Annotated in this window: 21 protein-coding genes; 3 read left to right on the top strand and 18 right to left on the bottom strand. The window is 69.9% G+C overall.

The annotated features are described in order from the left end of the window. Positions 1-3: 3 nt before the first annotated feature. The 14 genes from HL658_RS19735 to secF form a co-directional block, all read right to left on the bottom strand. Positions 4-933: a CheR family methyltransferase gene (locus HL658_RS19735; RefSeq protein ID WP_180284006.1), complete on the bottom strand. Its 930-nt coding sequence runs from the start codon at positions 931-933 to the stop codon at positions 4-6. Between the two features lie 16 nt (positions 934-949). After that, positions 950-1,195: a methyl-accepting chemotaxis protein gene (locus HL658_RS37835; protein ID WP_281378827.1), complete on the bottom strand. Its 246-nt coding sequence runs from the start codon at positions 1,193-1,195 to the stop codon at positions 950-952. Between the two features lie 63 nt (positions 1,196-1,258). Further along, complete coding sequence (locus HL658_RS19725) at positions 1,259-1,819, bottom strand: chemotaxis protein CheW (RefSeq protein WP_180284007.1); 561 nt, start codon at positions 1,817-1,819, stop codon at positions 1,259-1,261. A gap of 11 nt (positions 1,820-1,830) precedes the next feature. After that, on the bottom strand, positions 1,831-4,086 hold the full coding sequence (locus HL658_RS19720) for a chemotaxis protein CheW (RefSeq protein ID WP_180284008.1): 2,256 nt from the start codon (positions 4,084-4,086) through the stop codon (positions 1,831-1,833). A 49-nt stretch (positions 4,087-4,135) separates the two neighbouring features. Then, complete coding sequence (locus HL658_RS19715) at positions 4,136-4,501, bottom strand: response regulator (protein WP_180284009.1); 366 nt, start codon at positions 4,499-4,501, stop codon at positions 4,136-4,138. Continuing rightward, the gene (locus tag HL658_RS19710) at positions 4,498-4,809 is read right to left on the bottom strand and encodes an STAS domain-containing protein (RefSeq protein WP_180284010.1); all 312 of its coding nucleotides are present in this window, start codon (positions 4,807-4,809) and stop codon (positions 4,498-4,500) included. The genes HL658_RS19715 and HL658_RS19710 overlap by 4 nt, the downstream gene beginning before the upstream one ends. A gap of 116 nt (positions 4,810-4,925) precedes the next feature. After that, entirely contained in the window at positions 4,926-5,360 is a 435-nt protein-coding gene (locus HL658_RS19705) for a DUF29 domain-containing protein (RefSeq protein ID WP_180284011.1), read from the bottom strand. Positions 5,361-5,474: 114 nt separating this feature from the next. After that, a complete protein-coding gene (locus tag HL658_RS19700) occupies positions 5,475-8,222 on the bottom strand; it encodes a sensor histidine kinase (protein WP_180284012.1) in 2,748 nt (915 codons plus the stop codon). Positions 8,223-8,226: 4 nt separating this feature from the next. After that, positions 8,227-8,469, bottom strand: coding sequence for a hypothetical protein (locus HL658_RS19695; RefSeq protein WP_180283907.1), 243 nt, complete (start codon positions 8,467-8,469; stop codon positions 8,227-8,229). Further along, entirely contained in the window at positions 8,466-10,661 is a 2,196-nt protein-coding gene (locus HL658_RS19690) for a 3'-5' exonuclease (RefSeq protein ID WP_180284013.1), read from the bottom strand. The genes HL658_RS19695 and HL658_RS19690 overlap by 4 nt, the downstream gene beginning before the upstream one ends. After that, a complete protein-coding gene (locus tag HL658_RS19685; RefSeq protein WP_180284014.1) occupies positions 10,658-11,050 on the bottom strand; it encodes a response regulator transcription factor in 393 nt (130 codons plus the stop codon). Before HL658_RS19685 ends, HL658_RS19690 begins: the two co-directional genes overlap by 4 nt. 213 nt (positions 11,051-11,263) lie before the next feature. Further along, on the bottom strand, positions 11,264-12,217 hold the full coding sequence (locus HL658_RS38050) for an SPOR domain-containing protein (protein ID WP_180284015.1): 954 nt from the start codon (positions 12,215-12,217) through the stop codon (positions 11,264-11,266). 142 nt (positions 12,218-12,359) lie between these two features. Beyond that, positions 12,360-12,545 (bottom strand): twin-arginine translocase TatA/TatE family subunit, encoded by a 186-nt coding sequence (locus HL658_RS19675; protein WP_180284016.1) that lies wholly within the window; start codon positions 12,543-12,545, stop codon positions 12,360-12,362. A gap of 4 nt (positions 12,546-12,549) precedes the next feature. Beyond that, on the bottom strand, positions 12,550-13,488 hold the full coding sequence (secF, locus tag HL658_RS19670) for a protein translocase subunit SecF (protein ID WP_180284017.1): 939 nt from the start codon (positions 13,486-13,488) through the stop codon (positions 12,550-12,552). 177 nt (positions 13,489-13,665) lie between these two features. On the opposite strand from secF, the gene HL658_RS19665 reads away from it, so the two are divergent. Both HL658_RS19665 and HL658_RS19660 read left to right on the top strand, forming a co-directional pair. Further along, positions 13,666-15,435 carry an SLC13 family permease gene (locus HL658_RS19665; protein ID WP_180284018.1) on the top strand — a complete coding sequence of 590 codons (1,770 nt, stop codon included), beginning with the start codon at positions 13,666-13,668 and terminating at the stop codon, positions 15,433-15,435. A gap of 104 nt (positions 15,436-15,539) precedes the next feature. After that, a complete protein-coding gene (locus tag HL658_RS19660) occupies positions 15,540-16,109 on the top strand; it encodes a hypothetical protein (RefSeq protein WP_180284019.1) in 570 nt (189 codons plus the stop codon). 25 nt (positions 16,110-16,134) lie between these two features. Here HL658_RS19660 and HL658_RS19655 read toward each other — a convergent pair whose 3' ends face one another. The 4 genes from HL658_RS19655 to dctP all read right to left on the bottom strand — a co-directional run bounded on the left by HL658_RS19655 (position 16,135) and on the right by dctP (position 21,164). Then, positions 16,135-17,331, bottom strand: coding sequence for a phosphoglycerate kinase (locus tag HL658_RS19655; protein ID WP_180284020.1), 1,197 nt, complete (start codon positions 17,329-17,331; stop codon positions 16,135-16,137). A 130-nt stretch (positions 17,332-17,461) separates the two neighbouring features. Beyond that, positions 17,462-18,826, bottom strand: a complete 1,365-nt coding sequence (locus HL658_RS19650; protein ID WP_180284021.1) for a TRAP transporter large permease — start codon at positions 18,824-18,826, stop codon at positions 17,462-17,464. A gap of 3 nt (positions 18,827-18,829) precedes the next feature. Then, entirely contained in the window at positions 18,830-19,945 is a 1,116-nt protein-coding gene (locus HL658_RS19645) for a TRAP transporter small permease subunit (RefSeq protein ID WP_180284022.1), read from the bottom strand. 88 nt (positions 19,946-20,033) lie between these two features. Then, positions 20,034-21,164: a TRAP transporter substrate-binding protein DctP gene (gene dctP, locus HL658_RS19640; RefSeq protein WP_180284023.1), complete on the bottom strand. Its 1,131-nt coding sequence runs from the start codon at positions 21,162-21,164 to the stop codon at positions 20,034-20,036. A gap of 182 nt (positions 21,165-21,346) precedes the next feature. On the opposite strand from dctP, the gene HL658_RS19635 reads away from it, so the two are divergent. Then, on the top strand, positions 21,347-22,408 hold the full coding sequence (locus HL658_RS19635; protein WP_180284024.1) for a class I SAM-dependent methyltransferase: 1,062 nt from the start codon (positions 21,347-21,349) through the stop codon (positions 22,406-22,408). The last annotated feature ends 48 nt before the right edge of the window (positions 22,409-22,456 follow it).

Here is a 22,456-nt window from a genome sequence, read left to right as displayed (position 1 = left end):
CGTTCACACCCTCCGGTAGATGGTCGGCCCGACCTGACGGAAGGAGCTCGACACCCCGTAGAGGCTTTCCGAATGGCCAAGGTAGAGAAATCCTCCGTGCGACAGAAGGCGTGAGAATTTCTCGATCACCTGGGTCCGTCCGGGACGGTCGAAATAAATGAGGACGTTGCGGCAGAAAATGGCGTCGAACGGCCCCTTCATCGGCCAGGGCTCCAGCAGGTTCAACGGCTTGACCGTGATCAGCCGCTTGAGCTGGTCGTCCATGGCGGTGCGCGTATCGCCGTTCTCACGCACGCGCCGGGTGAAGCGCTCGCGCAGGGCCGGTGGAATGCCGGTCGCGGCCTCCGCCGGATAGAGCCCGCGGCGTGCCGTCTCCACCATGTGGGTGTCGATGTCGGTGGCGAGGATGCGGGCGTCCCACCGCCTCAGGTCGGGGATGCTGGAGGCGAGCACCATCGCCAGGGTGTAGGGCTCCTGCCCCGACGAGCAGCCGGCGGACCACAGCCGCAGGCGGGGGCGCGGCACGTCGGCGTGCCGGGCCCGCAGCTCCGGCAGCACCTCCTCCGCCAGATGGTCGAAGTGATGGGATTCACGGAAGAAGGCTGTGAGGTTGGTGGTCAGCGCGTTGACCAGGAAGCCGACCTCCTCCGCCCCACGCTCGCTTTCCAGAAGCGCGCAGTAGGCGTCGAAATCCTTTATGCGCAACTCGCGCAGCCGGCGGGCCAGGCGGGCGTAGACCATCTCCAGCTTGTGCGGGGCGAGCGCGATGCCGGCGAGCTGATGGATCAGCCCGACGATGAAGTCGAAATGCCGCTTTTCGAACGCGAATTCCCGCCCCACCGCCGACGATGGGACGGCCGACGGGTCGTCCGTGCGCCGTTCCGGCGGCGGGCGTCCGGGTGCACCGGGGGAGGGGGAGGGTGTCGGCGGCATGGGCTCGTTTCCGCCGTCAGGTGGGCGCGCGGGCGGTGTCCGCCGGACGCACCAGGACATCCATCGCGCCGCGCCGGTCGCCGGCGCGTTCCGTCAGGGAAGACGCCCGGGCGGAGCGCTGGGCGAGCCGGCGGACCTCCGGCGCGACCACGGCCAAGCCGCGCCCGGCGTCGCCCGCGCGAGCCGCCAGCAGCCCGAAGGCCGGCCGAAACCGCTTCCCGACGCGCATGTTGCTCATCGCCGACACCGTATCACCCGCCATGGCCGCCCCGTCCCGATCACACAGCCTATATCTTTTTATGTATGAGGACGCGGGCGATGCAACCTAGGAAAGTCGATCCGGGGCGGGAAGTGCCTTCTGCGTCGCATCCTCCTCGCTGGCCTCGACCGCAAAGAGTCGCTGCACGTCCAGCAGAGTGACCATACGGTTGTCCACCGTGTAGAGGCCGGAGAGGTATTCGGTGTCCACCAGCCCGGTGTCGAGGTCGGGCGGCGGCCGGATGGCGTCCTGGGAGATGGCGAGGATGTCGGAGATGGCGTCCACCAGGATGCCGCGTGTGCGCTCACCCACCTGGATCACTACCACGACGTGACGTTTGGTCACCTCGGTGGCGCCACCGCCGAAGCGGGCGCGCAGGTCGAAAATGGGAATGATGATGCCACGCAGGTTGATCACCCCGCGCACATAGTCGGGCAGGTTCGGCAGCCGGCTTTCCGGAGTCCAGCCGCGGATCTCGCGCACGGCCAGGATGTTGACGCCGTATTCCTCGGTGCCGACGGTGAAGGTGACGTACTGATCCTCGTGCGCGTTGGCAGCGCCGATGGCGGCACCACCAGTGGAGCCGCCGGTGGAGCCGATATTGGAGAGAGCGGTGGAGCTGTGCATCGGTCGTGCCCTCAAACGGCTGCGGGTTCGGGTGCGGGAAGGGCGGCGGCGGCCCGCGGCGGGGCGCTGCCGCCCTGGCGGCTCATGTCGCGCAGGCCGGCGACATCGAGGATCAGCGCCACCCGGCCGTCGCCCAGAATGGTGGCGGCGGCCACGCCGTCCAGCCGGCGGAAGTTGGCTTCCAGGCTCTTGATGACGACCTGCTGCTGGCCCAGCACCTCGTCCACCACCAGCCCCAGCCGTGCTCCCTCCTCGGTCTCCACGAGCACGACCAGAGCGCGGGTCGCGTCCTCGGTGGCGCCGGGGATGCCGAACAGCCGGTTCAGGTGGACGAGGCGCACATACTCCCCGCGCGCCATCATCACGTCGCAGCGGTTGACCAGCCCGTGCAGGTCGGACGGTTTGGGCCGCAGGCTCTCCACGATGTTGGTCAGCGGCAGCACGAAGCGCTCCTCGCCGACCGAGATGACCATGCCGTCCAGCACCGCCAGAGTCAGCGGCAGCGAGAGCACGAAGCGCGAGCCCTCGCCCGGTGAGGAATAGACGCCGATGCGCCCGCCCAGCGAGGTGATGTTGCGGCGCACCACATCCATGCCGACGCCGCGGCCGGACACGTTCGACACCTTCTCCGCGGTGGAGAAGCCGGGCAGGAAGATCAGGTGGTCGATCTCCTCGTCCGACAGGCTGGCGCCGGGCTGCACGAGGCCCTTCTCGACCGCCTTGGCCAGCACCCGGCCGCGGTTGATGCCGCGCCCGTCGTCGGCCACTTCGATGACGATGCGGCCGGAGCGGTGCTGGGCCGACAGGGTGACGGTGCCGGTGCGCGGCTTGCCCGCCGCCTCCCGCTCCTCCGGCGTCTCCAGCCCGTGGTCGATGGAGTTGCGGATCATGTGGGTGAGCGGGTCGACGAGGTTCTCGACGACGGTCTTGTCCACCTCCGTCGTCTCACCCGAGGTGACGAGCTGCACCTCCTTGCCGAGCCCGCCCGCCAGCTCGCGCACCAGCCGCGGCATGCGGGAGAAGACGCTGGACACCGGCTGGGCGCGGATGGACATCACGCTCTCGCGCAGCTCGCGCGTGTGCTGGGCAAGCTGCTCCAGCCCCTCCAGCAGCTCCTGGAACTCGCCCGGCGGCAGCTCGCGGACATGCTCGGCGATCATCGCCTGGGTGATCACCATCTCGCCGACCATGTTGACGAGCCGGTCGATCTTGTCAAGGTCGACGCGGATGGTGTGGCTGGTCAGCCCGGCGTGCTGCGCGGCCCCGTTCTCGGCCGGTTTGGCGCGCGGGGCCGCGGGGTCCGCGGGCCGCGACGCCGGTTCGGGGGTCGCGGGCGGCGGCGGCGGTGCCGCGGCGGCGGGGACGGACGGACCGGACGGCGACCGCAAGGCATCCGGAAGCGGCGCCGCGGCATCCGGCACCGCTGGCGGCGGGGCGTCGGCGGTGATGGTCACGTCGCACTCGTCGGCGACGAATTCGAACACGTCGGCGATGCGCTCGCGGTCCACCGACGGCCCGGTCAGCAGGGTGATCGTCCAGGACAGGTGGAGCTGCTCCGCATCCAGCTCGGCCAGCCCCGGCAGCCGGTCCAGGTGGCACTCCACCTCCGCCTCGCCCAGCCGGCGCAGGGCGCGCAGCATGAAGGCGGGCTCGTTGCCGGACAGCAACAGGTCGGGGCGCGGGCGGAACACCACCGTCCAGCGCTGCCGGCCGGCGGCAGCCGCCGACGGATTGCGGGCGTCGAGGATCGCGGCCATGGCGTCGCCGAAGATGCCGGCCTCGTCGTCCTCGTCGTCCGGGTGGGTGGTTTCCGCGGCGTGGGCGGCGGCGAAGGCGGCGTCGAGGTCGTTGTGCGGCGGCCCCGCGTCCGTTGCGGGCGGCGGCGCGGACTGGTGCCGGCGCAACGCGTCGGCCACCGCGTCCCCGGTGCCCGGCGGCACCGGCGCCTCGTCGCGGGCGTAGCCGAGCATGGTGCCCAGCACGTCGTTGGCGCGGATCAGCGTGTCCACCAGTTCGGTGGTGATCGGGATGGCGTCGTTGCGGACGAGGTCCATCACCGTCTCGAACTCGTGCGCGAAGGCCACGAGGTCGGTGAAACCGAAGGCGCCGCCGCCGCCCTTGATGGAGTGGACGGCGCGGAAGATGGCGTTCACCTCGTCGGCGTCCGCCGTGCCGGGGGTCAGGCGCAGCAGCCCGGCCTCGGCCACCGCCAGCAGTTCGGCGCTCTCGTCGAAATAGGTCTGCTTGAAGCGGCTGAGGTCTTCCACGGGCGGACGTCCTGGCGGGGTGGGGTGGTCGGCGGTGCCGGCGCGCGGATCAGCCGCAGACCTTCTGGACGACGGAGACCAGCTTCTCCGGGTTGAAGGGCTTGACGATCCAGCCGGTGGCCCCGGCGGTGCGCCCCTCCTGCTTCTTCCTGTCGTCGGCCTCGGTGGTCAGCATCAGGATCGGCAGCGACCGGTGGGCCGGCATGGCGCGCAGCCGGCGGATCAGCGTCAGCCCGTCCATCACCGGCATGTTCAGGTCGGCGATTACCAGATCGACCTGGTTGGTGCCGATCAGCCCCAGGGCCTGCTGCCCGTCCGACGCCTCCAGCACGTCGTAACCGGCGCTTTTCAGCGTGAAGGCGACCATTTCACGCATGGTGCGCGAGTCGTCGACCGTCAGGACCTTCTTCTTCACGATTGACTCCAACGATTCAGCCAGCTGGCGAGACCCAGATCGTCGCAGGTCTCCACCAGCACCTCGGACGGCCGCAGGATGACGAAGCGGACCCCGGCCTCGGCGGCGGCGCGGGACGCCACCAGCAGCGCCTGGACCGACGCCGTGCTGACCCGCTCCACCCCCTCGGCCAGGACCGCGACATCGCCGCCCGCGGAGAGCGCGTGCCGCAAGCTGTCCAGCAGAGGCTGCGCCATGGGCAGGTCGAGGTCCCCCGGCAACCCCAGCCGGACCTGCCCGCCCTCTTCACTCCACTTGATCAGCGACACAGCAACGCACTCCCCCGAACGGACCGTCGCGCGGGCCTTCCGACCTATGACCGGACGATGCCGGAGTTGCGGATAAGGAAACGTTAAGGAGGGGAGCGGGGCGGGTGCGTCAACCCTCAGTCGGGAAGGAACCCCTGCTCCAGCAACTTTTCGACGGGCCAGAGGCAACTTTCGGGAAAGGTCTCCTCCGGCAGTCCGGCCTCCCGCTCCGCCTCGACCAGGGCCAGCCGGTAGGCATCGGCGATGGCGTTCGGCAGGCGCGCCTTCAAACTGGGGTTGTCGGCGAGATGGTCGGCCAGCCGGTAACGTTGCTCCTTGATGCCGAGCCGCCAGCTGTTGCCTCGCAGCCCAGGCTGGAATTGCCATTTGAGCATATGGAGCAGCAGGATCGCCAAGCGGTTGACCAGTTCCCGCTTCTCGCTGCGCCCCATGCTCTCGATCTCCTCGGCGATGTGGTCGATGTCGGCCGCGGACAGATCGCCGGCGCGCAGCAAAGCCGCCTGCCGGTTGGCCCAGGCGTAGAAGTCGCGGTCATAGAGATCGTCAGGCATCGACGGATGCTCCTTAGCAGCGGCGCCGGTGACGGATGTCGGTGTTGCCGATCCGACCCGAACAGACGCGCGCCCGGCCGCAGGTGGGGTCAAGCGCTTCGCGCAGACCCGGCGTCAGACGTGCGGCGCCGGCGGGTTGGCATGCCCCGCCACCGGCACGGTGAAAGCAAACCGCGCCCCCCGCCCCGGCTCGCTCTCCACCCCGATGGTGCCGCCCAGATGCTCGACGATGCGCTTGCTGATGGCGAGGCCCAGCCCCGTGCCCTGGGGCTTGTCGGTCATCGGGTCGCCGACCTGGCGGAAGCGGTCGAAGATGGCGGCGTGGTGTTCGGGGGCGATGCCAGGGCCGCTGTCGGTGACGGTCACGCGGACAAGGCCGTCCGCCGGCTCCACCGCCACGGTCACGGTGCCGCCGCCGGGGGTGAACTTGGCGGCGTTGGACAGCAGGTTGACCACCACCTGCACGAGACGGTCGTAGTCGCCCAGCACCGGCGGCAGGGCGGGCGGGATGCGGACGTCCAGATGGATGCCCTTGTCGCGGAAAAGCTGGCTGGTGGCCGCCGCCGCCTGCTCCACCGCGGCGGCGGGGTCCATGGGGCCGACCTGCCAGTCGATCTCCCCCGCCTCGATCTTCGCCATGTCGAGCACCTGGTTGATCAGGCGGGTCAGCCGCTCGCTCTCCTTGATGACGAGGCCCAGGAACTCCTGCCGCTGTTCGGCCTCGATGTCGGGGTTGTCGTACAGGATCTCGGTCAGCGCACGGATGGAGGTCAGCGGCGTGCGCAGCTCGTGGGTGACGGTGGACAGGAACTCGTCCTTCAGCCGGTCGAGCTCCTTCAGCCGCTCGTTGGCGGCGCGCAGCGCGGTGCTGGTGCGCTCCAGCTCAGCCGTCTTGTGTTCGAGCTGGCGGCTGTACTCGATGACGTGGCTGGTCTCGTCCAGCATGCGCATCAGCTCGGGCAGCCCGACCTCCGCCCCCTTCACCGCGGACGCCAGCGCCACCCGGGCGGACGCGGCACCGATGGCACCGGCCAGCAGCCGCTCGGCGAAGCGCACCAGCTCCGCCCCCGCCCGTCGCTCCGGTTCCAGCGGCTGCCCACGGCCAGCCGCGAACTGCGCGAAGGCGGCGTCGGCGCGGGCGGGGCCGAGGAAGCGCGCGACGATCCGCCGCAGGTCACCGACCGTGGCGCGGCCCCGCCATTCCCCGGCCGCGGCCGCCGGGTCGGCCGGGCTCAGCCCTTCCACGAAAGCGGTGGCCTGCGTCCGCTCGCCCAGCGGCGGCCGGTCTAGGATCGACACCACCATGTACAGCCCGATGTTGGCGAGCAGGCTCCAGAACAGCGAGTGGGTCAGCGGGTCCAGCCCGTCCAGCCCGAACAGGGCGTAGGGGCGCAGCAGCTCCACCCCCCACGGCCCCCGCTCGATGAAGGCCGCCGGCAGCCAGCCCGACCGCGCGAAGGAGGGCAGCAGCAGCGTGTAGGCCCAGGTGAGGATGCCGGCGCTCAACCCCGCCAGCGCGCCGCGCCGCGTGGCACCGGACCACAGCACGCCGCCCACCAGGGCCGGCGCGAACTGCGCCACCGCGGCGAAGGAGATCAGCCCGATGGCGACCAGCGCGTAGGCCGATCCCGCCACCCGGTAATAGACGTAGCCCAGCGCCAGGATCGCCACGATGGCGACGCGGCGGATCAGCAGCAGCAGCGGCGACAGGTCGGCCCGGCTCTCGATGCTGCGATGACGCAGCCTGAGCAGCAGCGGCATGACGAGGTCGTTGCACACCATGGTGGACAGCGCGATGGCCTCCACGATGATCATGCCGGTGGCCGCCGACAGCCCGCCCAGGAAGGCCAGCAGCGCCAGCCACTCCGCCCCGCCGTGCAGCGGCAGCGCCACCACGAACACGTCGGGGTCCACCACGCGGCCGGGAAACAGCAGCAGACCCGCCACCGCCACCGGCAGCACGAACAGATTGATCAGCAGCAGATAGAGCGGGAACAGCCACAGCGCGCGGTCCAGGTGCCGCTCGTTCACCGTCTCGACCACCATCACCTGGAACTGCCGGGGCAGGCACAGCACGGCGGCCATGGCGAGCAGGGTGGTGGTCACCCAGCCCCCGTCGCCCAAGGCCGGGGCCGCGGTGTAGAGCGCCCGGATCTCCGGGTGGGCCTCGGCGCGGCCGAACAGGTCCTGCGGGCCGGCGAACTGCCACCACACCACGAAGGTGCCGACCGCCAGGAAGGCCACCAGCTTGACCACCGATTCGAAGGCGACGGCGGCGACCATGCCCTCGTGATGCTCGGCGGCGTCGATGTGGCGGGTGCCGAAGATGATGGCGAAGGCGGCCATGACCACCGCCACGTAGAAGGCGTTGTCGAGCACGAAGGGCAGGCCCAGCCCGCCCGCGCGGCCCGACGGGTCGGCCCCCGACAGCACCGCGAAGCTGACCGATACCGCCTTGAGCTGCAACGCGATGTAGGGGGTGACGCCGACCACCGCGGTCAGCGCCACCAGCCCGCCCAGCCCCTGGCTGCGACCGTAGCGGCTGGCCATGAAGTCGGCGATGGATGTGCTGCGCTGCTCCTTGGCCGCCCGCAGCACCCGGCGCAGCACCAGCGGCCCCAGGATCATCAGCAGGGTGGGGCCGAGATAGATCGGCAGGAAGCCGATGCCCAGCGACGCCGCACGCCCCACCGAGCCGTAGAAGGTCCAGGTCGTGCAGAACACGCCCAGCGACAGCGCGTACACGTACGGCGACGCGATCACGCTGCGTCCCGCATCCGCCCGCCGGTCGGCCCAATAGGCGATGGCGAAGAGACCGAGCAGATAGGCGAGGCTGGCGGCGACGATCAGCGGCCAGGGCATGGCGTCACCCCCCGGTTCCGCGCCGCTCCACATGCACCGCCAGCAGCCCGATCACCCCGAGCCAGACGGCGAACACGTACAGGTACAGCAGCGGCAGCCCGAATACCGTGTCGCCGGCGCCGAAGACGCGCAGCAGCGGTGGGTTGAAGGCCACCGCGGCGGCGAGGAACAGGGCGGCGAGCCGGTCCGTCCCCGGGCGTGCGCCGCGCGGGCCGGGGGACGGTCGGCCCGCCGGGGGCGGGCTCAAAAGGCGCGCTCCCGCTGGGCCAGCTCGACGATGATGTTGGCGGCGCGGATGGCGTCGTCCAGCGTGCGCACGTCGCGCTCGCGCAGCATGTCGATCATCTTCAGGAAGATGGCGGCGGTGACCAGGCTGTCGCCGAGCGCGGTGTGCCGGTCCACCACCTCGATCCCCAGCCGATGGGCGATGCCGTCCAGCGTGTGGTCGCCGTCGTCGCCCTGGAGCATGCGCGACAGCAGCATGGTGTCGAGCACCGGCGTGTCGAAGCGCACGCCCGCCGCCCGCTCCTTCATCTTGATGAACTTCAGGTCGAAGGCGGCGTTGTGGGCGACGATGACGGCGCCGGAGACATAGGCGCGGAACTGCGGCAGCACGGTCCGGATGTCGGGAGCGTCGGCCACCATGGCGTCGGTCAGGCCGTGGAACCGCACCGATTCCGCCGGGATCGACCGGCCGGGGTTGACCAGCGTGCTGAAGGTCTCCCCGGTCAGGATGCGGCCGTTGACGATGCGCACGGCGGCGATCTGGATGATCTCGTCACCGGTCGAGGGCGCCAGGCCCGTCGTCTCGGTGTCGAACACCACGTAATGCAGCCGGTCGAGCGGCGTGCGGCCCAGCTCGCTGGTCACCAGCGGCTGGTGGAGCAGGTTGAAATCGAAGAACTCCGGCCGCGCCGCAGCCGCCGCCTTGTGCTTGCCGGCGCTGGGCGGGGACAGCGCCGGCGGCAGTGGCACGCGCAGCCGGGCGAAACCGTCGCGACCGCGGATCGCCTCGCTCCACATGGTGCTGCGGTGGTGCTGGAGCACGTCGCCCACGGTCAGGCCGCCCAGCGCGTCGGGAAGCGGGTGGTCGAGCCAGCTGTCGACGATGCCGCTCGGCACCGGCGGGCCCTGCCACTCGATGTCGAGATAGACCCAGCGCCCCTCCGCCGTGGCGGAGAGGTCGTACGCGCCGATGGCGGTCAGGGCGTACACGTATTCGATCAGGTAATCGAGCAGCACGACGACGCTGAAGCTGTCGGCGTGCACCCATTGCGGCAGGCCGGTGGGGGTGACCGTGTAGCTGCGGCCGCTGCCGACGCGGTGGCGGACCAGATTGATCAGGTTGGCGGAATGGATGTCGCTCATCGGCCAGGAGCCGGTGATGATGTTCCGGTACTCGCCGGCCACGCGTTCCAGCTTGTCCGACAGGGCGTTGCAGGACTCCAGCATCGCCGCTTCGAAGGCGGCCCGATCGTCGGCCCCCAGGTCGGGGGAATCGGCCATGGTCTCGACGACCGCGCGCAGGTTGGCGATCGGGCTGCGGAAGCTCTCCGTCGCCTCGCGCAGCAGCGCGTCGCGCTGGCCGAGCGCCGCCAGCTCGCGCGTCGCGTCGGCCAGCGTGATGACGTAGCCGGTGATGACCGGTGGCCCCTCCTCCGTCCCGCCGGGTTCCTGCAGGATGACGCTCATGCGGCCTTCCAGCAGCACGCCGCCGTCCTTGGTGCCGCCGATGAACTGGGCGGTGGTGCCGTGCTCGTGGTGCAGGTGCCGCCCTTCGCGCACGCGCAGCGTCAGCCGCTCCAGTGTGTGGATCACCGGCTCGGCGGCCAGGAAATGCAGCAGGCTGCGGCCCAGCCCCAGCGTGCCGGACAGTTGCAGCAGGTCGACGGCGGTCTGGTTGTACAGCAGGATCTGATGCTGCGCGTTGCACACCAGCACGCCTTCGTGCAGGTCGCGCAGGATGGCGGCGAGGCGGGTCTTCTGCTCCTCCACCGCGGTGGTCTGGTGGGCGACGGTCCGGTCGATGTCGCGCCGCGCCGCCACCAGCTTCTCGGCGAGGTCGTTGACGGCGAGCGCCACCGCCGCCATGTCGCCGTAGCGCTCCGCCGGGATGCGGGCGCCGCCGCTGCCGTGACCGACCACCCGTGCCTCGCTTGCCAGCGTGGCGCCGGCGCGCAGCAGCCGCCGGTCCACCACCAGCCACAGCCCGCCCAGCGCCGCCGCGACGGCCATGACCATCAGGATGGCGAAGCTAGTCAGCGGGTCGGCACTGCCGCCCCCCTTCAGCCAGACGGCCAGCCCGCCGGCGGCAAGCACCAGGAAGCCCCCGGCACCCAGGAAGGCCAGCGGCACGACGCGCCGTGGTGCCGCCGGTGCCGGCGCGGCGGCTTGCGGGGCGGGAACGCCGGCTGATTCACCCGTGGCGGGCAGGGTCATGCCGCGCCCCCCGCCGCGTCCGGCAGCGGCAGATGCTTGCGCACGACGGCGACCAGCTCGCGCGTGGAGAAGGGCTTGGTGATGTAGTCGGTGGCCCCCAGCGCCATGCCCTTCTGCCGCTCCACGTCACGGCTGCGCGCGGTCAGCATGATGATGATCAGATCCTGGCAGCCCGGATCGGCGCGCAAGGACTGGCAGACGTCGAAACCGTCGCGCTTGGGCATCATGGCGTCGAGCAGGATCAGGTCCGGCCGCTCCTCGGCCACGGATTGCAGCGCCTCCTCGCCGTTGCGGGCGACGCGCACGCGGTATCCGGCCTTCTGCAACAGCACCTGCAGGGAAAGCACGATGCTCGGCTCGTCGTCGGCGACGAGTATCGACGGCTGCATGGCCCGCGTATCCTCCGATCCGTCGTCCCTCCACCGGGGACGATCTTCGTCGTTGTCGGGTTTTGAAGGGACCCGATGCGGTCACTGTACCGACAAGGCCGCCGGCGAATCAAGCCGGCCCCCCGGTCGCATCAGCGATCCCTGATGGGAGCCGCTGCGGCATATCGTTGCGGGGCGTAACCGGGATCGGCGGGCGCGATCGGCCGTTTTGGATCAGCGCGTGGTGACGACCTGCACCGGCAGGCTGAGGCGGGTCTTCAGGTCCTCGGCGGCGCGGCGCGCCTCGGCGTCGGTCCGGAAATTGCCGACGCGGACCACCCGCCAGGAGCGCTGGTTGCGGTCGGTCCAGTCCAGCGCGTAGGCGTTGAAGCCGCGTTCCGCGAGACGGCGCTGCAAGGCGGTGGCGTTCTCCGGCACGCCGAAGGAGCCGACCTGCACCGCGTAGTGCCCGTCGCCGGCCGGCGCGGCCGGCGCTGCGGCCGGCGGCGTGGAAGCTGGCGCCGCAGCTCGTGGCGCTGGCGCGGGGGGCGGGGTCGCGGCGGCTTGTCGCGGTGTGGGGGCAGGCGCGGGGGTGGGAGCGACCGCACGGCTGGGCGGGGGCGCCGCCGGTTCCGTCGTCGGGGCGGGCGTACGCAGCATCGCCTGCAACTCGGCGGTGCTGGCCGGAGCGGGAACGGCAGGGACGGCGGCTGGAGCCGATGCGGGTTGCTGCGGGGCCGGCGCGGCGGCGGCCGGTGCTGGAGCGCCGGCCGGCTCCGGGGCCGGGGTGGGTGCCGGGGCAAGGGCCGGCGTGGTGGTCGCGGCCCGTGCGATCAGCGCTTCCGGCTGGGCGCCGGGCGTGGCCGTGGTGGCGGAGGGGGCGGGAACGGCGGCGACCGTCGGCCGGGACGTTTCCGGCGGCACCTCCCCGCCACCGTCGAACATCACCACGGCAAGCCCGATCCCCACCGCGGCCAGAAGGGCGGCGGCGATCATCATCACCGGAACGCCGCGGTCGCGGCGCGGCTCCTCCTCGTCCTCGGGGCCTTCATCCAGCCGGAGGGCGGGCTCCTCGTCCTTCAGGTCCTCGTTCAGCGCGCGCAGCAGCCGGGCGATGTCGTCGGTGCCGGATGGGGGCGGCGCTGCCGCCTTGGCTCCGGCGGCGTTCAGTTCGTCCTTGAAGCTCACGTTGGCCGCACGAATCCAGGGTGGCCGCGAAAATCCCGACGGACCTGCCGCCGGGTTCGGCCCTACTGTATGACGGGATTTTGCGGCCCGTTCAACCGCCGATGCGCCCGGAACCCGGGCGCAGCCTGTCCACCCCAGGCCGTCAGGCGTCGGTGGTCGGCCGCGTGGCCGGCGGGGCGGCGGCCGTGTCGTCATCCTTCAGGTTGGCCTTGAAGGCCTTGATGCCCTTGGCGGCGTCCCCCATCAGGCGCGGCAGTTTGCCGGCCCCGAACAGGAGCACGACCACCGCCAGAACGATCAGCCAGTGCGCGATGCTGAAGCTACCCATCGTCTCAACGTCCCTCGCCCGCGGTTGCCGCTTCGCCGGCCACGGGGCGGCCGGGGCGGATCGGTTTCATGTAGAGCAGCAGCGCCGCCGCGACATAGACCGAGGAGTAGGTCCCCAACAGGATGCCGAAGGTCAGCGCCAGCGTGAAGTTGAACAGCGCGCTGCCGCCGAACATCAGCAGCGGCAGGATCGCCAGCAGAGTGGAACCGCTGGTCAGGATGGTGCGCGACAGCGTCTGGTTCACCGATTCATTGATCAGCATCCGCATGTCCCAGGACTTCTGCCGCCGCATCGTCTCGCGGATGCGGTCGAAGACGACCACCGTGTCGTTGATCGAGTAACCGGCCAGCGTCAGCAGCGCCGCCACCGCGGTCAGATCGAACTCGAGCTGGAACAGCGTGAAGAGCCCGAGCGTGCAGACCACGTCGTGCGCGGTGGCGATCAGGGCGGCCACGCCGAACTGCCATTCGAAACGGAAGGCGACATAGGCCGTGATGCCCAGGATCGCCAGCACCGTCGCGATCACGCCGTCGCGCAGCAGCTCGCCGCCCACTTTCGGCCCGACCAGCTCCACCCGGCGGTATTCCCAGCCGGGGCCCAAGGTGCCGCGCACGGTTTCGATGGCGGCGCGGTTGGCCGCCTCGCCGCCCTCCTGCTGCTGCACGCGGATCAGGATGTCGCGCGGGCCACCGAACTGCTGCAGCTCGACGCCGCCGAGGTCCTTGGATCCCAGCGTCGCGCGCAGGGCGCCCACGTCGATGTCCTGGCCGGACTTCGCCTCGATCAGGATGCCGCCGGCGAAATCGATGCCGAGATTCAGTCCCTGAACGCCGAGCGAGCCGAGTGTCAGGACGAACAGCGCCGCCGAAAGAGCGAAGGCGATCAGACGCTTGCCGACGAAATCGAAATGAGTCTCGTCGGGCAGGAAACGCAACAGGCGCATGGGCTTTCCATAACCGGTCGGTGCGGGCTCCATCCCGGCTTACCGGCTTTCACCGCCGAGGGCAAGGAAAAGGGGAAGGTCCCCGCCGCGCTGCCGCCCGCTTGTGCGGCGCAGCTTGCGCCATTCCGCTCGCCGCTCCACAATCCTCGCAACCGACGCAAGAAGGAGCAGCAGCCGATGACGATGGATCAGGTCTTCGTGCTGGTGCTGCTGGCGGTGGTCTTCCTGGCCTTCATCCGCGAATGGGTGCCGCCGGATCTGGTGGCGCTGTCGACCACCGCGGTGCTGCTGGTGTCGGGCATCCTGACCACGAAGGAGACGCTGGAGGTGTTCTCCAACCCCGGTGTCATCACCGTGGGCGCCATGTTCGTGCTGTCGGCGGCGCTCGAGAGGACGGGCGTGGTGGAGGCGGTGGGCGACACCGCGACGCGGATGATCGGCCACACGCGGGTGCGGGCGCTGCTGGGGCTGACCCTGCTGACCGCGGCCATCTCCGCCTTCATCAACAACACGCCGGTGGTGGTGATCCTGACGCCGGTGGCGATCCGGCTGTGCCGGCACCTGTCGCTGGCGCCGTCGAAGATGCTGATCCCGTTGTCCTACGCCGCCATCTTCGGCGGCACCTGCTCGCTGATCGGCACCTCGACCAACCTGCTGGTGGACGGGGTGGCGCAGCGGATGGGGCAGGCGCCCTTCGGCCTGTTCGAGATCGCGCCGCTCGGCTTCTGCCTGTCACTGGTCGGCATCGCCTATCTGGTGCTCACCTCGGGCCGGCTGCTGCCGGACCGGGAGACGGCGTCGGACCTGCTGTCCGACCAGCCGCAGCGCCGTTTCCTGACCGAGGTGGTGGTGCTCGCGGGATCCGACCTGATCGGCAAGTCGGTGGTGGAGGCGAAGCTGGCCACCCCCGCCGACGGCCGGGTCATCGACGTGATCCGCGGCGACGAATCGCTGCGCCGCGGCCTGGGCGAGGTGCGGCTGGAGGCCGGCGACCGGGTGGTCGTCAAGGCCGCGGTCGCCGGGCTGATGGGCCTGCGCGAGCGCGCCGGCGTCGGTTTCGATACGGAGGACCTGCACGAGATCCAGACCAGCAGCACGCTGGTGGTCGAGGGGATCGTCGGCCCCCGCTCCGGCTTCGTCGGGCACCGGCTGGCGGAGTTCAACCTGCGCCGGCGCTACGGCGTCTACATCATCGCCGTGCACCGCCAGGGTGTGAACCTGCGCAACCGGTTCGAGGAGGTGCAGCTGGAGGTCGGCGACACGCTGCTGCTGGAGGGGCCGGCCGACGGCATCCGCCGGCTGGTGGCGTCCGGCGACCTCATCAACCTGACCCAGCCCGAGCACCGGCCGATGCGCCGCGACAAGGCGTGGATCGCCGTCGCCGCGGTGGCCGCGGTGGTGGTGCTGTCGGCCGGCGATGTGTTGCCCATCGTGGCGCTGGCCCTGGTCGCGGCCATCGTGGTGGTGGTTCTGGGCTGCGTGCCGCACGCCGACCTCTACAAGTCCATCGACTGGCGCATCCTGTTCATGATCTTCGGCATGCTGCCACTGGGGTTGGCGCTGGAGAAGACCGGCGGGGTGGAACTGATCGCCCAGTCCATCACCGCGGTCACCGGGCAGTTCGGGCCGCATGTGGTGCTGTCGCTGCTTTATCTGCTGGGTGTCGTGCTGACGGAGATCGCGTCCAACAACGCCGTCGGCGTGCTGCTGACGCCGATCGCCATCGGCATCGCCGACCAGCTCGGCGTCGATGCGCGGCCCTTCATCGTGGCGGTGATGTTCGCCGCGTCCAACGGCTTCGCCACGCCCATCGGTTACCAGACGCATCTGTTCGTCTATGGCGCCGGGGGTTACAAATACATGGATTTCGTGCGCATCGGCCTGCCGCTCGACCTGCTGTTCTGGGCGGTGGCGAGCCTGCTGATCCCGGTGTTCTTTCCGTTCTGACGGCGGAATGATGAAATTTTGTCACCGGCCACGCCCGCGTACCGAAAGAATCGGTTAACCACCCGCGGCCACCCTTTTCCCGTTGCAACCGGAAGAGGGTGGACATGACCTGCATCGTGGGCCTGGTCGATGGCGACCGCGTGTGGATGGGTGGCGACAGTGCCGGGGTGTCGGGGCTGGACATCACCGTGCGGGCGGACACCAAGGTGTTCCACAACGCCGGCATGCTGATCGGCTTCACCAATTCCTTCCGCATGGGCCAGCTCCTCCACTACAAGCTGGAGGTGCCGGAACGCGCGCCGGACGAGGACCTGTTCCGCTACATGGTGGTGGAGTTCGTGGACGCGGTGCGCGGTTGCCTGAAGGACGGCGGCTACGCCCACAAGTCGAACGACGTCGAGTCCGGCGGCAACTTCCTGGTCGCCACCGAGGGCCGGCTCTTCTCCGTCCAGTCCGATTATCAGGTGGGGGAGGCCATGCGCGGCTACCACGCCATCGGTTGCGGGGCCGACTACGCGCTGGGCTCGCTCGCCTCCACCATCGGCCTGTCGCCGGAGGCGCGGGTGCGCCGCGCGCTGGAAGTGGCCGAGCTGTTCAGCGGCGGCGTCCGCGCCCCCTTCACCGTCCAGTGCCTGCACAGCCAGCCGGTGCCGGCGCTGAGCGAGGCGGCGTAGGCGCGCCGCCCCGCGCACCGGTTCCTTACTTCTTCCGCAGCGCCGCAACGCCCGGCAGCGCCTTGCCTTCCAGCCATTCCAGGAAGGCGCCGCCGGCGGCGCTGACATAGGTGAACTTCTCCTCGACCCCGGCGGAGGCCAGGGCCGCCACCGTGTCGCCGCCGCCGGCGACCGAGAGCAGGCGGCCCTCGGCGGTGCGCTCGGCGACGAGGCCGGCGACGGCGTTGGTGCCGGCGTCGAAGGGCTTGATCTCGAAGGCGCCGAGCGGGCCGTTCCACACCACGGTCTTGGCGCCCTGGAGCTTCAGCCCCAGGAACTCGACCGTCGCCGGGCCGACGTCCAGCGCCATCTCGTCGGCGCCGATGGACTCGGCCGCCACAACACGGCTGGCGGCGCCGGCCTTGAACTCCTTGGCGACCACGAAGTCCTTGGGCAGCAGCAGCTCGCAGCCGGCGGCCTCCGCCTTGCGCATGATCTCGCGGGCCTGGTCGGCCATGTCCTTCTCGGCCAGCGAGGCGCCGACGTCCACGCCCTGGGCGTAGAGGAAGGTGTTGGCCATGCCGCCGCCCAGCGCCAGCATGTCCACCTTGGTCACGAGGTTGCCGAGCAGGTCGAGCTTGGTGGAGATCTTGGCCCCGCCGACCACGGCGCAGACCGGCCGCTCCGGCTTCTCCAGCGCCTTGGTCAGCGCGTCCAGCTCGGCCTGCATCAGGCGGCCGGCGGCGGCGGGCAGATGGTGCGCCACCCCCTCGGTCGAGGCGTGCGCCCGGTGCGCGGCGGAGAAGGCGTCGTTGACGTAGAGGTCGCCGAGGGAAGCCATCGCCTTGGCGAAGGCGGGGTCGTTCTTCTCCTCCTCCGCGTGGAAGCGGGTGTTCTCCAGCAGCAGGATGCCGCCGGGCTGCAGGGCCGCCACCGCGGCGGCGGCCGTGTCGCCCACGCAATCCCCGGCGAAGGCGACCTCCTGCCCCACCGCCTTGGACAGGGCGGGCAGCACGATGCGCAGCGAGTTCTTGGTGTCCGGCCCGCCCTTCGGCCGGCCGAAGTGCGAGAGCACCACCACCTTGGCACCCTTGCCCGCCAGCTCGGTCAGGGTTGGGGCGAGGCGGTCGATGCGGGTGGTGTCGGTGACCGCCCCATCCTTGGCCGGCACGTTGAGGTCGGCGCGAACCAGCACCGTGCGTCCGTTCACGTCCAGATCGTCGATGGTGTTGAAATCGCTCATGGCGGCGGTGCTCCCGTTGGCTCGCGTCTGTGGTTTCGCGTTTGGGGCGAAACGAAGCACAGCGCGCGCCGCGATGCAACCGCCCGGTCGGGCGGGCGCGGCGCCCGCCCGACCGGCGCGTCGCAACGCCTCAGCCGTACACCTGCCGGGGCAGCCAGAGGGCGATCTCCGGGAACACGATCACCAGCGTCAGCCCGATCCCCTGGAGGAACAGGAAGGGAATGGCGGCGCGGATCACCTGGATCATGGTGATCTCCGGCGGGGCGACGCTCTTCAGGTAGAACAGCGAGTAGCCGAAGGGCGGCGACAGGAAGGCCATCTGCATGTTGACCATGAAGATCACGCCGTACCACAGCGCCACGTCCTTCGATTCCACGCCCGGCAAGCCCAACAGGCCGTCGAAGCTCAGCTTGGCCAGGATCGGCAGGAAGATCGGCACGGTCAGCAGCAGGATGCCGATCCAGTCGATCAACATGCCCAGTATGAACAGGATCACCATCATCACGAACAGGATGCCGTAGGCGCCGAGCCCGGTGCCCAGGATGCTCTCCGCGATGAAGGTCTGCCCGCCCTCCACGATGTAGAAGCCGACCAGGATGGTGGCACCGAAGAAGATCCACATGACCATGGCGACCGCGCGCACGGTGGCCAGCCCGGCCTGCCCGATCACGTCCCAGGTCAGCGCGCGCGAGGTGCCGGCGATGACCAGGGCGCCGAAGGTGCCGATGCCGGCCGCCTCCACCGGCGTCGCCGCCCCGGTGAACAGCACGCCCACCACCAGCACGATCAGGATGGCCGGCGGGATGATGCCCTTCATCAGGGCCAGCTTCTCGCGGGTGGAGACGCGCTCCTCCGGCGGCAGCGGCGGCCCCAGCGTCGGGTCGATGACGCAGCGGATGGTGACATAGGCGATGTACATGCCCGACAGCAGCAGGCCGGGGAACACGCAGCCGATCAGCAGTTCGCCCACCGACTGCTGCGCCACCACGGCGTAGACGATCGCCATCACCGAGGGCGGGATCAGGATGCCCAGCGTGCCGCCCGCCAGGATCGAGCCCATGGCGAGTTCCGGGTTGTAGTTGCGGCGCAGCATGGCGGGCAGGGCGATGATGCCCATGGCGACCTCGGTCGCCCCGACCACGCCGCAGACCGCGGCCAGGATGGTGCAGGCCACCACCGCCGCCGAGGCGAGCCCGCCCGGCATGCCGCCCAGCACCTTGTAGGCGGTGTCGAACAGCTGCTCGATGATCCCGACCCGTTCCAGCACCGCCGCCATGAAGATGTAGAGCGGGATGGCGGCGAGGTCGTGGTTGGTCATGAAGGGGAAGATGCGGCTCGGCACCAGCGTCAGGTCCTGGAGCGAGCCGAAGACGAAGAGGAAGACGCAGCCCAGCCCGCCCGTGACGAAGGCCATGGGCAGGCCGGCGGCCAGCAGCACCACCAGCGACACCACCATGAGGATGGTGAGCGACTCGATCCCGATCTCGATACCCATCGCTCAGACCCTTCCCGACCGCAGGACGAGCACGTCCTTCACGAACTTCGACGTGCCCTGCAGAAGGAGCAGGACGGAACCCAGCAGCATCACCCCCTTGATCGGCCAGTACTGGATGCCCCAGTCGGAGAAGGAGACCTCCTTCACCTCCCACGCCGTGTCCAGATAGATCCAGGACGTCGCGACCAGCGTGCCGGCGAAGATGAAGAAGAAGACCGACGTCAGGACATCGGCCAGGATGCGCAGCCGTGGGCGCATCCGCGCCCAGACGATGTCCACCCGCACATGCGCGTCGATCAGGTAGCCGTAGCCGCCGCACAGCAGGTACATCATCCCGAACATGAGGAACATCGCCTCATGCACGAAGGTGGTCGGGGAGTTGAACAGGTACCGGCAGACCACCTCCGTGTAATAGAAGAAGACGGCGATGACCGTCCACCAGGCGATGAAGCCACCGACCAGCTCGGACAGGCGGTCGATGGCGCGGGTGAAGCCGTTCGTCGGCGCTTCCACCGTCTCCACGGCGGAGGGTGCCTCCGCGTTGACGTAGTGGTAGGGGTTGACCACCGGCGTCACCTCCTCCACCCGTCTGCGGTTGCGGTGCAGGAAGGGAAGCAGCACCAGATCGGCGGCCAGCAGACCGGCGATCACCAGCGCCAGCGTGCGGGTGACCATCTCGGCCCGGTCGAGCACCACGTGCGCCGCCGTCATCTTCGCGTCGGCCTCCGCCGCCTGGGCGCGTGCCGTCTCCAGCCGCTGCGTGGCGTTGCGGGCGTTGTTCTGAACGGCGGTCTCGGCGCGGCGGACCTGCACGGCCGCGGCCTGCACGTCGGCGCGCGCGGCCGACACCAGCTCGCGCCCGTCGCGGATGTGGCCGTTGCCGATGATGACGGCCAGCGTCAGCGGCACGAACACCCACCACCAGCGGTTCTTCAGATAGACGCGGTGCGCGCCGACGAAGCCGGCGAGCAGAAGCAGCATGTAGGCGAAGGGAAGCGAGGGAAGGCGGGGACCGTCGTGCCGGCGGGACCGCCAGGCCAGCGCGGTCCCGATCAGCGGGAAGAGGATCAGCCCGGCCCAATAGAGCCAGTGCGGCAGATGCAGATTGATCGTCGGCATGCGGTGGATCGCGATGGTCGGGGGTCAAAAGAAAACCGGCGGCCGCGGATGCGGCGCGCCGGCGTCACGAGTTTGGACGTGCATCCGGTCACAGGCTCAGCTTCTGGTCCTTGATCTGGTCGGGCGTGACGTAGCCCAGGCTGCCCGACATCATGTAGTCGAGCTGGATCTTGAAGACCCGCGCCGCGTCCTTGTCCTTGTTGGCCCAGGCGAACCAGCGGGGGATGGCCAGCTTGGTCAGCTCCTCGATGTCCTCCTCGGCCAGCCGGTTCACGGTGGTGCCGGCCGCCTGGAACTTCGGCCAGGCCTCCTGGTCGGCCTTCTGGATGGCGGCGTGGTGCATGGTGGAATAGACGAAGACCTCCATGTTCAGGAACTGCTTCATCTTCGGCGACAGCTTGTCCCACGCCCCCTGGTTCACCACCAGATCCATCACGTCCACCGGCTGGTAGACGGACATGAAGCCCGGCGGGCCCATGGTGATGTACTTCGTCACCTGATGCAGGCCGAGCGCGTAGTTGACCGCCGGGCCGGTGTAGTCGGCGGCGTCGATGGTCCCTTTCTCCAGCGCCGAGAACACCTCGCCGCCCGGCATCAGGGTGGTCTGGGCGCCCGCGGCCTGGAACACCTCCGCCACCATGCCGCCGGGAACGCGCAGCTTCAGACCACGGAAATCCTCCACCGAGCGGATCGGCTTCTTGGAGTGGATGATGTTCGGGCCGTGGTGGATGACGCCGACATAATACATGCCCTGCTTGGCGAACACCTCGCGCGCCAGCTCCAGCCCGCCCAGCCCATAGAAGAAGGAGTCCCACTCGTGCGGGTAGCGCGGCCCCAGCGGGTAGGAGGACAGGAACACGGTGGCCGGCAGCTTGCCCGCCCAGTACAGCGTGAAGCTGTTCATCGCGTCGAGCGCACCGTTCTTCACGGCATCGAACAGCTCGAAGTCGCCCACCACCTCCTTCGCCGCGTAGGGCTTGAAGGCCAGCTCGCCGCCGGTCTTCTCCACGATGCTGTTGCACCACGCCTTGAAGGTGTCGAGACCGACGCCCGACGGCCAGGAGGTCTGGATTCGCCAAGTCTGGGTCTGCGCGTGGGCGGGGTTGCTGACGAAGGGGGCCGCCACGGCACCAGCCACGGCGACGCCGGCGCCCGCCTTCAGGATGTTCCGGCGCCCCAGCGCGGCCGGCACGGTGGCGGGGGACTCATGGTCTGTCATGCTGTGCGCTCCCTGTTCAGCGATATTGTTCGTTGTTTCAACAATTTATCAAATTGCCGCTGCCGGTCAAGCGCCGCTTGCGCTTGCCCCATGGCGGCGACGCCTGCGGACAGGACCCCTTCCGGCCCGGCTTCGGCGCTCTAGATAGTTCAGCAGGACGGAATCGATGGGGCACGGAACTGATGATCGGTGCGGTGGAGCGGGCCGCCTATGCCGCCGGCCAGGCGGCGCGGATCGCGTGGTTCCTGGGGCAATACCGGCTGGCGGCGCGGCTGTCCGGGCCGGCGGTGCCGGCCGATCGCCGGCCGGCGGAGGGGCGCGCTCCCGGCACGCGCGGCATTCTGGAGCGGCTGCGCGCGCTGATGCGGCGGGATCTGGCAAACATCCGGGCCGGCTTCTACCGGCTGCCGCACGACCTCGTGCCCGACCCGCGCCGGGCGCTGGCGGATGCCGCGGCCTTCCTGCGCGACGTGCCGGAGGTGGCGCGCCGTCGTCGCGGCCGGATCGCGGTGGAGGTGCGCGACAACCCGCCGCCGGGGGTGGAGCGGCTGCCCGCCTATTACCGGCAGAACTTCCATTTCCAGACCGATGGCTACCTGTCCGAACGCAGCGCCCGGCTCTACGACCATCAGGTGGAGGTGCTGTTCGGCGGCGGGGCCGACGCCATGCGCCGGCAGGCGCTGGTGCCGGTCTTCCAGCACTTGAAGGACCGGACGGTCGCCGACTGCCGCCTGCTCGACGTGGCGGCGGGCACCGGCAGCTTCCTGGCCTTCGTCAAGGACAACTGGCCGCGGCTGCCGGTGACGGCGCTGGACCTCTCCGTCGCCTATCTGACCGAGGCGCGGCGGCGGCTGGCGCCCTGGCGCCGCACCGTCATGGCGGTGCAGGGGGCGGCGGAGGCGCTGCCGGTCGCCGACGACTCGCAGGACGTGGTGACCTGCATCTACCTGTTCCACGAGCTGCCGCCGAAGCTGCGGGCGCCTGTGGCGGCGGAGCTGGCCCGCGTGCTGAAGCCGGGCGGCATCCTGGTCTTCATGGACAGTCTGCAGACCGGCGACGACCCGGAGCTGGACGGTCTGCTGGAGATGTTCCCCGTCGCCTTCCACGAGCCCTACTACGCCCATTACATCCGCGACGACCTGACGGGGCTGTTCACCGGTGCCGGTCTGGTCCACCGATCGACGGAAATCGCGTTTCTTTCGAGATTGATGGTGTTCGAGAGGCCCGCTGCGATAGACCAGTGACGAAAAATCGGTTCAAGCTCGCGGCGTGCCTGTGAACAAACGAAACGC

It is taken from the genome of Azospirillum oleiclasticum (genome assembly GCF_013423485.1).
In the GTDB taxonomy this organism is placed as follows: domain Bacteria; phylum Pseudomonadota; class Alphaproteobacteria; order Azospirillales; family Azospirillaceae; genus Azospirillum; species Azospirillum oleiclasticum.
This window is presented reverse-complemented; position numbering and strand designations above follow the sequence as displayed.